The sequence below is a fragment of the Natranaerofaba carboxydovora genome (assembly GCF_022539405.1).
Lineage (GTDB): Bacteria > Bacillota > Natranaerobiia > Natranaerobiales > Natranaerofabaceae > Natranaerofaba > Natranaerofaba carboxydovora.
This window is the reverse complement of sequence record NZ_CP054394.1, coordinates 67,244-81,428: the sequence shown is the minus strand read 5'-3', so window position 1 is coordinate 81,428 and position 14,185 is coordinate 67,244. Positions and strand designations below refer to the sequence as shown.

Genomic DNA, 14,185 nt, shown 5'->3' with positions numbered 1-14,185 from the left:
TTTTTATGATAATAACATAAATTTAAATTTTATTCATACCAGGAGGCATTGCCTCCTTTTTTTATTTGATAGAAATTTAAACTTTAAGAATTATTTTATTTATAATTTTTAAAATAACTGAATATAAATTTATATATAAAATATTATGGGGGTAATTATGTACAACTTACAAAATTTTTTTAATTATTTATTATCTTCAAATATTGAAGCCGACCTACAATTAAAATATGAATACCCTAATTTTAAAAAGATAATTAAAGAATATCAGGCAGTATTAAAAAACCATAGAAAGGAAACACCAAAGCTAGGAAAGCAAGTATATTCTTTACCATTTGAGCTTTATGGAAATGATAGTTATGTAATTGGAATTAATATTGACTTGCTTAACCAACTTATATATAGAGACACAAAAACAATCAACAAAAATGATGAAGATTATAAGAAAGCTTTTAAAGCAAAACTATCTAACATAGAAGAAGATTTGATTAATATAGAATTCGATAAAGAATTTTTAAAGAGAATTATGGATGAAAGTAAAATAGATAAAACGTATGCAATGAAATGTGTTAACAAAGAGGATCCAGTTATATGCGGAGACTTTACTTTACTAAATCCAAGTGGTTTGCCGTTTTTTATTATTGATGGAAATCACAAAGCTTACGGAAAAGTTCAGTCAGGAAAAGATAAAATAAAAGGCATATTAATTAGTAGGAATGTTTGGATAAAAGCTTTAGTTACAAATAAAGATAAGTTATTTATTAAAATTTTTAATAATATAAACATTTTATTATCTTATAGAATAGGATATATACCTTATAACTCAACAAGTAAATATATGTATGATATAATCAATTAATTGAACTGAGTCAGGTTAAATGCACTTTTCTGTATCTTCAAATTGAATAAATTATATTTTCTAACTCTATTAAACTATGTCTTTATCAAACTATTGACTACCAATACATACCACGCTAAAATATAGATAACTGATAAATAAAGTTATAAGGTCGCCAAGTTATGTATTCCCTATAAATCTGTTTCCGTGCTAGGTGGCGGGCGGCAAGTTTTTAGAATAAACTCAAAATCGTGTGCCATTGGCGTGTGGGTTCGAATCCCACCTTCGGCACCATTATACCATCATACTGTTATTTAAAATATAATATACAGCTGCAAAATAAAATAACCAGCTTATTCTAAACTAGATATAAATACTCAGGCTGGTTATTAATAATTTCTAAAACACTGTTTTATGATTAAGATTCTAAAAGGATCTCAAAATAATATTTGCATCAGCTATTTTCATGTTTTTCTTTCACCGCACTTGCCCAGGCACCATTTTCTTTTTGTCTTAGATCTTTATTTTTGTATTTTCTTAATGCACCCCTAAGGCTTTTAGGAGTTTTACTATTAGTATCTCCCTTAGCACTAGATAATCTTTTGACATAGTCAAGGATTTTTCTCTGGCCTTCTTCATCAAGCTTTTCAAACTCTTTTAACAAAAACTCTTTTGATTCGGTAGTACTCATTGCTATATACCTCCAGGTTCTCATACAAATTTAACCTAGCATCCAAAAATCTCTGCTAAGCAAACTCTCTTTCAATATATTTTAGTATATCACCTAAGGTAATTTCGTTAGATTCTGTTATTTTGCCTCCGATATGTTTATGATGAGGAAAAGTTTTAATATACTCATGGTGCGGTGAATTGTCCCATCTAACTATTAAGTCGTTATTGTAATCCTGCCAATGAAAAGAATAAAAATATTCACCTGTAGAATTGAATATTTTTATGTGCAGATATGAGTTATCGATAATTTCTGCCCTGGCTTTTACAAAATAAAAATTTTTCCCCTGTTTAAAATCAAAAATTTCATAGTTCACCACAATCCTGGAACTATTTAGTAAATTTAATATCTTCTGCATCGTTGACAGCTCCAAGTTCCTTTTCGAGTTCCTTTATCCTTTCATGATAGGCTTTCCATTCAATATAAACGTCCCAGAACTCATAATTTTCGGTCTCTTTTTTCACTCTTTTCTCGAATTCTTCAAAGCTGCATTTGTATTTGCTTTCCAAAATTTTTACATACTCTTTAAGCGGAGTTAATTCTTCAATAATTGTAAGTTTTTTATAATCCTTTAGTTCTTTTTTAGATATTTCCAGGTCAGACATTTTAACCACCACCCTAAATTTTAAAAACCCATTATATGTTTATTATATCTTCTCAAGTCAAACTAATCAAATCTTATTAGAAAATTATCCCTGTAATCTTCTACCATTACACCATTAATATAGAACATAATAATCAAGTATATGGCTTTTAACAAAATAACCAGCCTATCAAAAGTTTATTATTTTTACTAGGCTGGTATTATGGCTAAAAAATTGACTTCCGGACGGAGGTAATTATTGGAGATGAAAGAGTAATAGGCTTTGATGGAGATAATAGAATACGACTAACAAATAGCCTTTAACATAGTATTGAACATTTTCCGATTTTATGTGCCTTAATGATAATGGGACAGTTCTCAATTTTAATAAAGAGAACTGCCCATTTTTTTAATGTGTAAAACTTGTGATTTACCATGTGAATTTTAGTGTAATTTTGCTTGTGATTTTTAAATTTCAACTTCAAAAAAATCAAACCCCTTAGAAAATAATAGCCCAGACTTTAATTTAATGGGTTTAACACAATATGTTTTGTTATACTGTTTTTTGAAGTTCACCATTTAATATCCAACAGCTTCCACACCATACTCAGCTTGTTCACGGGTAAATCCCTCATATTCCAATTGCTCAATTAGCCCCTCTCGTGAAAATGACGAATAATCCAAGTAATCCTCAGCTTTTAATGCCGCTTGCTCTTTCCAATCAACTTCAATTTCATCCACTGCATAAACAGCTTCTTCATGAGAATGCTCCAGCCGATATATATAAAAAATCCTAAAATCAAAGATATTATAATTATTATCGAAAAAATTAATATAACACCTCATCTTCAAAGTAAAATTTTCAAAATAATATTTGCTTAACTTCTAACTTAAAATCAAACCTTTATTTACATCAAATAGTGTAAGAAATTAAATGTTTTTATTCATTTGACATTGAATAAAAATTAAACATGTTAGTAATTTAAGTCACTCATTTTAATACTCCTTTATAAAATCATAATATTACTTTCTTTTGGATTTTTAGAAAATCTTGACATGTACTTCAACTCTAAAAACAGCTGTAAAAGCTGCAAATGCAAGGTTAGAGGTTCCCTCTACTCCTGCATCAAAGTTTAGTCCTATCAATATTTTGTAGAAAAGAGGTATATTAAAACTTAGACTTTTAATGGAACAAATTGAGTTTGTTCACCATTAAGCAAACTATAGATCCAGGTCATGAAAGTAAAATCTTTAAAGACCTTTATCAAAAAATTTTCCAGTGTGGGTTCTCCATAATACGTACCTTCGGCACCATTATACCATTATACTGTTATTTAAAATATAATATACGGCTCCAAAATAAAATAACCAGCCTATATAAAGTAAACCTTTACAAGGCTGGTTATATTTTATTATCTTTTAAAATCAAATTTTAAAATCAAAAAGCTTTATTGCCTTTTTTATTATAAAATAATTATTACAGAACATTTTCGCTATTATCAAACCTCTTCCTCGTTCATCATCGCATATTATATCTTTATTAGAATTTAACTTTTCTCTCCAATTAAACCAATTTCCTATCCACCCCCCTTGAAATCCAAAGCATTTCACAACAGGAGGCGGACCAAGAAAGTTAACCACTCTTTTCAGTAACTGTTAATTTGGTAAATTATAACGGACAACTAGAGAAGCACCATTTCCTTTAGGTGGTTGTTCTATAATTTCATCTTAGATTTCATATTTTCCCTCATGACATCGCAGCATACAGGCATCCTGTGATTACCTGAATAATTTCCAGCTCTTCTGTGTAAATCTCCCGACTTTATATCAATGGTTGATTTTCCTGCCTCTTTTGCCGAGCTAAATATTTTATTGAGTTCTTTTTGGAAATCTTCCTTTAAGAAGCCATTCTAATACCTGGTTACTAAAATATGCACAAAACTAAACATTGTGCCCTAAAACCACCGCCGCCGAACCAAGAAAAGACGACTTACCGCAGAGATTTTCACTCTGTTTCGCCAGTATAGGTTCATCTACCTAAAGTAGAAGACAAACCGGCGACTCCCTGTTAGGGACGGCAGATGCGATAGGCCTTTCCTTCCCATGGTATTAACCTATCGCAGTAAAAGAATTTTAGTAACTCAGGGGTTTCACCTCCTGTCTTTTTAGTTTATGATCGCTCAGATTAAATTCCAAAAACTTATTTGCCATGTTCCACAATGTCCAGAGATGATAATGTTTAAAGTTATCTATCTTTTGGATAATATCTTTTAAATATTTTATCTTGTTGGATTCTTCCTTTGATCCAATAAGATTTTGCAAATATGGTTTTAGTTCTTGTAATTTTTGAATTAGCTCCACCGGGAGCTTTTCACTGTAGCCTAGACCCCTGCGGCCAATTACCAAGGCTGCAGCCTGGTGAACTGAGAGGCCGTATTTTTTAGAGTATTTAAATCTGCCAATAATCGAGCTGTAAGCAGGGTTTATTTGTTTTACTTCAAATCCGTTTCTAAGACTCCTTCTTGTAATCCCTTGTAGGAGTTTTTTCCTGGTAAAATTATGAGTTAGACGGTTGTATCTTTTGTTTGTGTCGTGGTCGTTTCTAAAGTTTAGTTTTTCAGTTACTATGGCTCCTACATTTTCGTGGAGTAGGTAGTCTATTATCTCTTTCGAGTGCTCTCCTGCTAAGTTTTCTCGTTTGTTGGATGAGACATACTCCATCTCGTGGCAGTAAAATACCCTGGATTTTATGAAGTTACCCTGTTTTGTCATAATGGTAACGGCTGTACGGTCAATATTTACGTCTATCCCGGCTATGAGATGAGCATTAATTGGCTGTTTTGGTTTTAAGCATGACCCTGGTACTTCTTCTTCGTAAGTTAGATAAACATAGTATTCTCCATCTTTTCGCTTGATTTCTATGCTGTAGGGATGATAATTGCCTTTGGAGTCAGGATAGGTAGCGTCTAAGATTTCATCAAAATATTTGTCTGGTATTTCTAGTTCAGCTTTGATACGCGGACTTCTATTGTTTGGTTTTATGTTTAGAGAGTCTGCTATTTCAAGGTAGAATCTATCGTTTTGTTCAGTTATTCTTGTGTTTAGGTTACCTTTTTTAGTTTTGTCACCCCTGGAGTAGAGCTGGTTAGTTCGAAGGTCTTTCCATTCCTGGTTTGTTATATGGCCTTTTGTTCTTGCACGGAAGTTTTTCTTGCCACCAAAAATAGCTGGTGGGATAGTGTGATTATCTATATGATTTTGAAGTTCTGTTTGTTTTTGTTTTAGTTTTTTTACTCTAAACCCTAGTCCTTCTAGGCAGGTTTTTAAGTCAACTTTTTGGGGTGTTTTTTTGCCGGTTTTGTAAGTTTCGATTTTACGGCGGGTTTTTATTAACTTGGCTTTGGTTTCTTCTAGATACAGAGCCAAAAGCTCTTTTTGGCTGTCTATGATAGTTTTTGCCTGAAGGGTAGCATCTTCTGAGTAGCGTTTGTTTAGGCGAAAAACCCGCTGAAGTAATTTGTTTGTCTCGTTTTGATCTAGGCCATTTATTAACCTGTTATAGCTGTAGCGTTTTGCTGCACAGAATTCCCTCATTAAATTATCTAACCGAACCTTGAACTGCGGGGAAATGTTTTTAAGTTTGAGCATCCTGGTGGTTTTCATATTTTGTAGCCTCCAATTTTATTATGGCGGTTAGTGTTTGCGAACTAATGTTCTATATATATTATACTGTTTTTACCCAGGATAATCAACTTAAATTCAGAAAAAAATACAGATTTTCTTAGTTTTTTCTAAAAATGTGTAGATATTTTTAGGCTGTTTTTAACCTCCCAAAAGAAAATTTTGCTGTATCGATACAAAAGTCTTTTTACCATGTATAGTTAAGGTATATATACTGAGAATCACTATGTACTTCGATCCTCAAAAATAAAAAATCACCTCTCGTGATAATAATTCATGACCTCAGGGGGTGTTTTTAGCTGGCGAAGTAGAAGAATCTCAAGATGAACCTTATACAGAGGAAAATGATGACTTATATTTTGACTTACCTCCCATTTTAACAGTAAAAGAAGCTGCAGAATTTTTAAGAGTTAGCACGCATACCGTCTATGAAATGTGCAGAGTTTACCACGGCAAGTTTTTCCCACATTTTAAAATAGGTAATCAAATTAAGATACCAAGGGACAAATTTGTAGAATGGATTAAAAATGGAGGAATAAATAACTATAAAGAAAACGTAGCTTCGGAAGATTCTAAAAGACATACACAGAAAGTAAGAGAAAGCAAGGCTGAAAACATGGCAAAATCATTAAGCAAAAATGAAAACTCAAAAAAATTTGAAACTAAGGAACATGAGAAAAAGCTTGAAGAAAAAGAAGTATTAAATAAAAAAGAAGCTTCTAAATATTTAGGAATTAGTACAGCAAAAATATCCCAGTTATTAAAAGACGAAAAAGTATTATACACTAAAAGAGATACTAGGTATATTATCCCTAAAATAGCTTTAGATACATACATTAATTCTAAAGGTCAGGTTTCTTGGCAGGATCAAGTAAAAAAGTATAGTGAGCATAAATGTAGAATATAAAGCGACGAAAACATTTTAAGTCTGCCAGTAAACAAGCCAAATAGAGCTACAAAACAAATTAAGTGCCATAAATGTGGAACTTTGTGCTGGCAAACTGACTTAACCGAAGATTTATTAGATTTCGATAGTGATTATAAGATATATTGCGGTCCATGTGCCTTACAAATTGATAATACTGAGTTTTAAAAATTTAGAGTTACAGTAAAATCTAAATTATAAAGAACAACTTTTGGTTATTGTTTATAGCCTGGTACCCCAAAAGTTCCCTAGTTCCCTTGTATTTTTCTCAATTTGATAAAACCAAAGCATTTTGCACTAAAATATTTTATTACTCTCTTCAAAGGTTATAATGTAGGGGCAAGAGGAAAAATATAACTTATATAGAAGTAGTAAATAATAAATATACTGCAAATTAGCGAACAGTATTTGATTTGTTTAATTTATTTTGAGGAGTGATTCAATGAAAAAAGATGAAATTTTATTAAAACTAAAACAAAATAAGAGTGAACTAAAAAAATTCGGAGTTAAAAAAATAGGATTGTTTGGTTCTTATGTAAAAGATTCTCAAAATGAAGAAAGTGATATAGATTTTATAGTAGAATTCATGGAGGGGCACAAAACATTTGATAATTTTATGGATTTGAAGTTTTTTTTGGAAGATACTTTTGAAAAAGAAATAGATTTAGTAACCAGAGAATCAATAAAGCCCGCTTATAATAAAACCATTATGGAGAGTGTAGAATATGTGTGATCATGAAGCATATTTACTCGACATTATTGATTCTATAAATCGAATAGAAGAATATACCAAGGATTTAAATTTTGATGAATTTATATCATTTATGATGGCTCAGGACGCAGTAATCAGAAATCTTGAAGTGATTGGTGAGGCCGTTAAGAAGCTTCCTGATGAAGTAAAAAACAAGAAAAGTCATATAGAATGGCGTAAAATTGCTGGATTTAGAGATGTTTTAATTCATGATTATGCAAATATAGATTTAGTGATTGTGTGGGATGTAGTTCAAAATAAATTGCCCGAACTTAAAACTGCAGTAAAAAGTTTTCTTGAAAATCAAAGTGGTTAATTGTATTTATCATTAAATAACTGAAATAAATTTCCACTTATCTGATGTATGTAGTACAAGTTTATATTTACAGAGTATTAAAGAAGGGATAGAATGGTCGAATTCGGTCCTGGGTTTCCTTTTATGTTGTTAAATATTATCGCATTAATAGTTGTAGTATTTGCCATTTGTGACCGTCAAGTAGTTTTGAACAATTTTCGTTAAATAGTTTTGGACACCTACGATTTTCCAAAAATGGTTTCCCTGTTTTGAATCCTGTAACTTTTCCCTGTAAGGTTAATCACTTCACTCCTATGCATGATTCTATCTAGAATAGCTGTTGTGATAGCTTGATCTCCTAAAATATCGCCCCAATCTTTTGGGCCTTTGTTAGAAGTGACAATTATAGAAGATTGGTTGTACAGTTTGTTGATAAACTGAAAGAATAGGTTTGCTTCTTCATTTTCCATGGCCATAAACATGAGGTCATCGATAATCACCAGGTCTGAAGATACTATTCTCTTAACTTTTGTCCTGGATGTTCTAGTGATCTCCTCAGTTTTTAGTAATTTAATCAGATCATCCATTTGCACAAAGCTCACTTTGTAACCTTTGTGAATAGCTTCAAGTCCAAGCCCTATGCTTAAATGCGACTTCCCCACGCCCGGCGGCCCTAAAAGTATTAGATTATAAACTTGATCCAGCCACACTAGTTCTTTTAACTGGTTTAGTTCTTTTTGGCTAATGGAATCTTGAAACTTAGTATCAAAATCATCCAGGTATTTTTTCTCCGGAAAAGCTGCCCATTTCAGCCTTTTTTGAAAATCTTTTTCTTCCCGGCGTTTTACTTCATGGTCTACAAGCTTTTCTAAGAATTCTTTGTAGGTTAGCTCTTTCTCTTTTGAGGATATGAGAAGATCATCAACGATATCTGCAGCTTCACCTATCTTAAGAGTTTTCATCTTAGTTTTTAATTCATCAGTGTTCATGGTATCTCTCCAATGCAATGTTTTGATATACCTTCAAATCCCTGACCTGTGGCCTGGTTCTTAAGTTAATAGAACCTTCATTTGAAGGTTTTATGGGGGATGATTCTTCTACTGTTGGTTCATCTTTTTGAAAATGTGACAGTGCATCTTTAAAGCATGAAGCACTGTAGAGCCTGTATTTTTGACAGTAGTTTAGAGCTTTTTCAATAACTGTTATATCTTGAGCTTCTATCAATTGTTTGATCAGTTGCAGTTGATCACGTATATGACGGGGCTTTTCCTTGTGTATATTTGAAAGATATTCTTTAGCTTTTTCTCCGCCACCCAGCATTTTTTCTACTGTTTTTTTGTATTCTTTAATTCCCTTATTACGGTCTCTTTCATGATTGTTATTTTTAATCAATACACCTTTACCGTAACAGATTTGGTGTTTAGTAATTTCTTCACCTGCTTCATCTTTAATTATGAGAATTTCACCATCTCTTTCTAACTGTGCATATCTGGTGGTACCATCATAAGTCCCGAAAGGGAGACTATAACGGTTAGACTTGTAAAGTACGGTGTTGTTTTTTCTTATCAAGGCTGTTATACTGGAGTTACAATTTATGGTGAAATTTTTTCCTACTGGCTGTAAGTACTGTTTTTCTACCTGGTGTACTTCAGCCGGTATTTTTTTTGTTGTTTCATTTACCTTGCCGTTACCAGTCCTCTCAAGCCATGCCAGACAATCCTCATTTAGCTTTTCTATGCTGTAAAAAGTACGGTGTTTAGCAAAGTTGTCTTTCACAAAACCTACCACATTTTCTATCCTACCTTTACTTTCTGGGTCACCTTTTCTCAGCATGTGGATTTTAAAGCCTTTTTCTTTTTGGTAGGCAGCAAATTCATAAGTTAGAATCAAATCGCCGTAGTTTTCGTTTACCAGTACCAATCTGTCCTGGTCATAGACCAGCTCTTTTGGCATCCCTTCAAAGTGCTTAAATGCGTTTTCATGGGCTTTAATGGTGCTGGCAGTAGTGAAGGGCTTGTCCGACCACTCTACGTATTTATGCCGGCCATGGGAAAGGACAAAGGCTATAAACCACTTCTTAACAGTTTTTCCGTACTGGTCAATAAACTTCTTTTCACCAAAATCTACTTGCCCCTGTTTTCCCATAGGAGGGTCTACAATAGCTTCATAACTTCTTGGTGCTGCTTTTTTGGGTATGTTGTGAGTCTTTCGTAAGTTCCTAACAAAATTTCTTATGGTACTTTCACAGGCATCCCTATATTCGTAATTATCTAATAGCCAATCTTTAATCTGAGCTGCTGAAAGGTCAGGGAATTTTTTTAGCCACTCCAATATTATGTCTTCATATTCATCTAATTTCTTTTTTCTGTTTCCTTCGTTTAGGGATAACACCTCCTCCGGGGTAAGTTCTAAGTACTTGTAAACGGTGGTTCTTGTAATATTCAAATTCCTAGCTATTTGGGTTACCTTTAACCCCATTTCATTGTATCTTTGAATCTCTGCATACATAAGCCATTTTTTCCTTTCTTCCATAAGCTCTCCTCTCCATCTGTTAGTAATATTTCCAGTTCATCTTAACAGATGGAGGAAGGTTATGGTATATTCTGTACAGTACTATTTAACGAAATCTGTCTATTTGATTTTATCAGTTACACCATTGTAAAAATAACTTTTACCATATTTAAGATTGATAAAAAGCAAGACAAAATAATTGAACTTTTAAAGGGTGAGTCAAAAAAACCTGATTAAATTTTCCACCATCTGATTTACGTGTCTTAAACTGCAGCATTTAAAAATATATTGAACATTAACCCCAAAATTAGACATTAAAACTATAATTAAATAATTCAAAGAAGTCATTATCAACAGAAAGCAGTTTATTAAAATACTGAAATTTTTAAAAAAGATTATGTAAAAAACCAGGCCCATGGCCTGGCACTACATATAATTTTGATAAAAATAATCAGACAGCAAGAGTTTCCTAATCTCTCTATACTTTTCTTCAATCAAAAACCAAAACCTTTTGTCTTCGGGTAACCACCTTATAAATTTTAGGTGGTTTTTAAAAACTAGTTACTCATTAAATTTAAATTATGTTTTAGTTTCTAGTTTGATTTCCATGCCTAGTGCTTTTGCAATTTTATTTAAAGTATCAATTTCCCGGGGCCACTCCTTCTGTTTCTATCGTGGCTATAGCTGGTTGGTGTATCCCTGTTTTTTTCTCTAAATCTTTTTGTGTTAGACCTAATTCTTTTCTGCGTGCAACGAGCTCAACTATAATATCCATTTCTTTTGTTATCTCCGGCATAAATTCCTTGATTTCTTCTTTATGATCTTTCCAGTTCAAAATTTTTACCCTCCTTTTAAAGATCTTTTTGTCTTTCGTGCCCATGTTTAATCCAATCATTCATTCTATTTTTTGCTTTTATATCCCTTTTGGGAGTTTTATTTTTTTCTTTGCGACAAACACTTAGCAACACTATATCGTTTTCTTCCCACATGTGGCGAATCCCTCTTTCATAAAAGTCTGCTTGTCCAAAATCTACCTGGCTTTCCCCCGGTATATGTTGAAGGGGTAAATAAAAATCTCCTTCTCCATTGTAAATCTTTAGTTTTCTTTCTTTTACATATGCTGCTACTAAGCGGTAAGAGCAATCAAACTCTTCGGCATAAATGTCTTTTAACCGGTTGTAAATCCTTTTGGCAGTATGACGCTGTTTTCTGCGTTCATGCTTGTCTGCTTTAAGCCATGTATCAATTTCTTCTTTGTAAGGGTCTAGTTTTGAGCCTAACTTTTTTGGCGGTTTAGGTGGTGTATTGAAATTTGCCTTATTAATGTACTTCTTTATTGTTTTTGCATCATGACCTGTTGCTCTTGATATCTCTGCATAACTCATGCCTTTCTCATAGTACATTTCCCTGATATAATTTACTTGAGCCATTGTTAGCATCCTCCTTTGATCCTCCCCTCGTTTTCTCACACATTACAAGGGTAAGGGTTTTGGGGGGATACTGCAATGGCTTTCTGCAATAACAGGGAATTTTAGTTTGCAACTACAGGGATTTCTACTTTGCAATTCGGTATTTCTATTATGCATTAAATATAGATCTTATTAACATGGAACAGAATATAGAAAGTATAATTAAGTACGCAGTAGCAAAAAGATTAAAAAAATCCAGAGAAAAAAGTGATGAAAAAAGTTTAGCACAGATTTAAAAGACTATGAAAATGAAGCCTTCAAAAATTAAGCTCCCTTCAGGGAGCTTAATTTATTGACGTTCCTAAAATCTCGTTCATGGTGTCCGCTGAAATTACCTATAGTACAGGTAATATTAATTTTTATTCTAGTTCATCAATTAAATCTTTTATCTCTTTTCTTGTAATTTAAATTTTGGTTTTATTTAGGGATAATCTTTAAAGGTCCAAAATCTCCCTTAAACTTTCAATTGCTTTTTGTCTAACATTTTCTTCTAAAGTCCGCTCTAAAATTTCGTTTATGACTATGATCAAATTTTGAAACTTATCACTTGACGAAAATTGTGTTTTCAACTCACTACAGTTACTAAATTTAAGTGTTTTTATAAGAGCTTCAAAATCACCTAGAGCACCGTTAAAGTCACGTTTTTCGTACTTAGTTAACCCTCTGCCATGATACGCTTCTATTAGTAATTTATCTCTTCCATTTTCATCTTTTTTATTTTCATTTAATGAAATCACCTCACTAAATTGTTTATAAGCATCATTAACTTCTCCTAGGAGGTTATGAATCTCACCTAATTTCACATGAATATACGAGAAACCAATTGGGTCATTATCTTTGCTTTGAATTATGTCATTTTTATATTGTAATGCTTTTTTATAATAATTTATAGCTTTATAAAGATAATTTTCTTGCCGCTTTTTAAAACCTAGGTCAAATATTATATTTCCAATATTTAAAAAATCTGTCACCATATTTTTCTTCTCAACTATGCCTTCTTTTATCAAACGATCTTTAATTTTTGCAGATTCATTAATATCTCTTAATGCTTCATCATCATATTTATAATTATTAAGAGAAAGAGTTGCATAAAATTTCCCTTTTTCCCATAAAACATTAGCTTTAGATAGTAAATCTATGGAATCAGATAAACTGTGTTCATTAAATATATTATGTGCTTCTTCATAGTCTTCAATTATTTTCTTTTTATGTTGCTCAAAATCTATTTCTTTAGCAATATTTGCACGATCTGCTAATGTTTTAGCCAACTCTAAACGGTTACTTAACCCTTGGTTTTCATCAGTTTCCTTTAAATTTTCAACACTTTTATCAATATAGCTTTTGCCTAGATTAGGATCACCATGCATTGACAATTCAACAGCCAATTGGCTGTAAGTTTCTGCTAAAATTAATTCATTTTTAAGTAATTTTTTTTCTTTTAGATTTTCCAAGATATAAATTATGTTTTCATAGATATTTAGGACATTATCAAAAAATACTTCTTTGTTTTTATTTAAATTCCATAGCTCTAGTAAGATTAGTTTTAATTCTTCAATAATTTCCTTTGCAGTACTAGCTTCTTCAATCACCATTTCAGAATAAATATCTATAGCTCTTTTAAAATCATTCAGAAAACAATTGATATAATACTCTGAACCCTCTTTTCTTGATAATTCTGCATAGAGAACCCCCTTGTAATATGAATAGCTTGCTATTACCATTCTATCTGTAAAAGTTAAAGTAGATAAATCAAAAGAATTAATTATTTCAAAAGCTTTTTCAAATTTATTCAGGGCTTCTTGTGCTTTTTCGTAATTAAAGTACTCTTCATAATAAGCTAGTTCATAATAAATCAACCCTTGCTGACTTAATCCAAAAGCAAGTTTAATTTGATCCGGTTTACCCTCTTCGACTAATTCTCTGAGGTGTTTTACTGCTTTATTTGAGTATTTTAAAGCAGCATCAAAATCGTTTTTAGCTACTAATATTTCAGCATATTTACGACAAACTAACGCAAAAATAAGCTTGAATTCCTCTTTGTCTTGATCACAAGTTTTAATAGCGTTTTTGATACTATCTTCTGCATTCGGCAAATCACCGTCTCTATAAAATATATCTGCATAATTATAGTAATATATTAATTCATCTAATTCTCGTCCTTTTATAACGTCTGCACATTCATTTAATAAAGTCAATGCGACATCAGTTCTATCGACATCACCTAATGCTCTTGCTAAGTTTTGATCTATTTCACTCATAGGTATCCTTTTTTCTTTGTCATTCGACTTTTCTAATTCTTTTTTTGCTTTTAAAAAAAATTCTATTGCTTTTTCAGTATAGTTTTGTTGAAGTAAAATCTCACCTCTTTGATTCAAAAAAACTGGGAACCGCCACTCCGATTCATC

At 31.9% G+C, this 14,185-nt stretch carries 14 protein-coding genes; 4 read left to right on the top strand and 10 right to left on the bottom strand.

The genetic code is table 11. The features are described from left to right. Positions 1-157: 157 nt before the first annotated feature. Positions 158-856, top strand: a complete 699-nt coding sequence (locus ACONDI_RS00345) for a hypothetical protein (RefSeq protein ID WP_241079516.1) — start codon at positions 158-160, stop codon at positions 854-856. A 433-nt stretch (positions 857-1,289) separates the two neighbouring features. Here the strand turns inward: ACONDI_RS00345 and ACONDI_RS00340 are convergent, their stop codons facing one another. The 5 genes from ACONDI_RS00340 to ACONDI_RS00320 all read right to left on the bottom strand — a co-directional run bounded on the left by ACONDI_RS00340 (position 1,290) and on the right by ACONDI_RS00320 (position 5,811). After that, positions 1,290-1,526, bottom strand: coding sequence for a hypothetical protein (locus tag ACONDI_RS00340; protein ID WP_241079515.1), 237 nt, complete (start codon positions 1,524-1,526; stop codon positions 1,290-1,292). Between the two features lie 55 nt (positions 1,527-1,581). Further along, a complete protein-coding gene (locus tag ACONDI_RS00335) occupies positions 1,582-1,923 on the bottom strand; it encodes a toxin-antitoxin system TumE family protein (protein ID WP_241079514.1) in 342 nt (113 codons plus the stop codon). Beyond that, positions 1,895-2,170, bottom strand: coding sequence for a hypothetical protein (locus ACONDI_RS00330; protein ID WP_241079513.1), 276 nt, complete (start codon positions 2,168-2,170; stop codon positions 1,895-1,897). Before ACONDI_RS00330 ends, ACONDI_RS00335 begins: the two co-directional genes overlap by 29 nt. Positions 2,171-2,727: 557 nt before the next feature. Next, entirely contained in the window at positions 2,728-2,889 is a 162-nt protein-coding gene (locus ACONDI_RS00325) for an Ltp family lipoprotein (protein ID WP_241079512.1), read from the bottom strand. Between the two features lie 1,392 nt (positions 2,890-4,281). Continuing rightward, positions 4,282-5,811, bottom strand: coding sequence for an IS200/IS605 family accessory protein TnpB-related protein (locus tag ACONDI_RS00320; protein ID WP_241079511.1), 1,530 nt, complete (start codon positions 5,809-5,811; stop codon positions 4,282-4,284). A 307-nt stretch (positions 5,812-6,118) separates the two neighbouring features. Between ACONDI_RS00320 and ACONDI_RS00315 the strand changes: the two genes are divergently transcribed. From ACONDI_RS00315 to ACONDI_RS00305, 3 genes are all read left to right on the top strand, one after another. Further along, positions 6,119-6,736, top strand: coding sequence for a helix-turn-helix domain-containing protein (locus ACONDI_RS00315; RefSeq protein ID WP_241079510.1), 618 nt, complete (start codon positions 6,119-6,121; stop codon positions 6,734-6,736). 460 nt (positions 6,737-7,196) lie between these two features. Next, positions 7,197-7,487 carry a nucleotidyltransferase family protein gene (locus ACONDI_RS00310; RefSeq protein ID WP_241079509.1) on the top strand — a complete coding sequence of 97 codons (291 nt, stop codon included), beginning with the start codon at positions 7,197-7,199 and terminating at the stop codon, positions 7,485-7,487. After that, positions 7,480-7,821, top strand: a complete 342-nt coding sequence (locus ACONDI_RS00305) for a HepT-like ribonuclease domain-containing protein (protein ID WP_241079508.1) — start codon at positions 7,480-7,482, stop codon at positions 7,819-7,821. The genes ACONDI_RS00310 and ACONDI_RS00305 overlap by 8 nt, the downstream gene beginning before the upstream one ends. Before the next feature lie 218 nt (positions 7,822-8,039). Here ACONDI_RS00305 and istB read toward each other — a convergent pair whose 3' ends face one another. The 5 genes from istB to ACONDI_RS00280 all read right to left on the bottom strand — a co-directional run bounded on the left by istB (position 8,040) and on the right by ACONDI_RS00280 (position 14,155). After that, complete coding sequence (istB, locus tag ACONDI_RS00300) at positions 8,040-8,789, bottom strand: IS21-like element helper ATPase IstB (protein ID WP_241079507.1); 750 nt, start codon at positions 8,787-8,789, stop codon at positions 8,040-8,042. Next, the gene (gene istA, locus ACONDI_RS00295) at positions 8,779-10,332 is read right to left on the bottom strand and encodes an IS21 family transposase (RefSeq protein ID WP_241079506.1); all 1,554 of its coding nucleotides are present in this window, start codon (positions 10,330-10,332) and stop codon (positions 8,779-8,781) included. The genes istB and istA overlap by 11 nt, the downstream gene beginning before the upstream one ends. A gap of 619 nt (positions 10,333-10,951) precedes the next feature. Continuing rightward, entirely contained in the window at positions 10,952-11,146 is a 195-nt protein-coding gene (locus tag ACONDI_RS00290; protein WP_241079505.1) for a helix-turn-helix domain-containing protein, read from the bottom strand. A gap of 16 nt (positions 11,147-11,162) precedes the next feature. Beyond that, positions 11,163-11,741, bottom strand: coding sequence for a hypothetical protein (locus ACONDI_RS00285; protein ID WP_241079504.1), 579 nt, complete (start codon positions 11,739-11,741; stop codon positions 11,163-11,165). A gap of 473 nt (positions 11,742-12,214) precedes the next feature. Next, entirely contained in the window at positions 12,215-14,155 is a 1,941-nt protein-coding gene (locus tag ACONDI_RS00280) for a tetratricopeptide repeat protein (RefSeq protein ID WP_241079503.1), read from the bottom strand. Positions 14,156-14,185 lie beyond the last annotated feature (30 nt).

Bases quoted from the DNA above. Each gene is read 5' to 3' on its own strand.
- ACONDI_RS00345 (WP_241079516.1), top strand. From the start codon at position 158: ATGTACAACTTACAAAATTTTTTTAATTATTTATTATCTTCAAATATT.
- ACONDI_RS00340 (WP_241079515.1), bottom strand. From the start codon at position 1,526: ATGAGTACTACCGAATCAAAAGAGTTTTTGTTAAAAGAGTTTGAAAAG.
- ACONDI_RS00335 (WP_241079514.1), bottom strand. From the start codon at position 1,923: ATGCAGAAGATATTAAATTTACTAAATAGTTCCAGGATTGTGGTGAAC.
- ACONDI_RS00330 (WP_241079513.1), bottom strand. From the start codon at position 2,170: ATGTCTGACCTGGAAATATCTAAAAAAGAACTAAAGGATTATAAAAAA.
- ACONDI_RS00320 (WP_241079511.1), bottom strand. From the start codon at position 5,811: ATGAAAACCACCAGGATGCTCAAACTTAAAAACATTTCCCCGCAGTTC.
- ACONDI_RS00310 (WP_241079509.1), top strand. From the start codon at position 7,197: ATGAAAAAAGATGAAATTTTATTAAAACTAAAACAAAATAAGAGTGAA.
- ACONDI_RS00305 (WP_241079508.1), top strand. From the start codon at position 7,480: ATGTGTGATCATGAAGCATATTTACTCGACATTATTGATTCTATAAAT.
- istB (WP_241079507.1), bottom strand. From the start codon at position 8,789: ATGAACACTGATGAATTAAAAACTAAGATGAAAACTCTTAAGATAGGT.
- istA (WP_241079506.1), bottom strand. From the start codon at position 10,332: ATGGAAGAAAGGAAAAAATGGCTTATGTATGCAGAGATTCAAAGATAC.
- ACONDI_RS00285 (WP_241079504.1), bottom strand. From the start codon at position 11,741: ATGGCTCAAGTAAATTATATCAGGGAAATGTACTATGAGAAAGGCATG.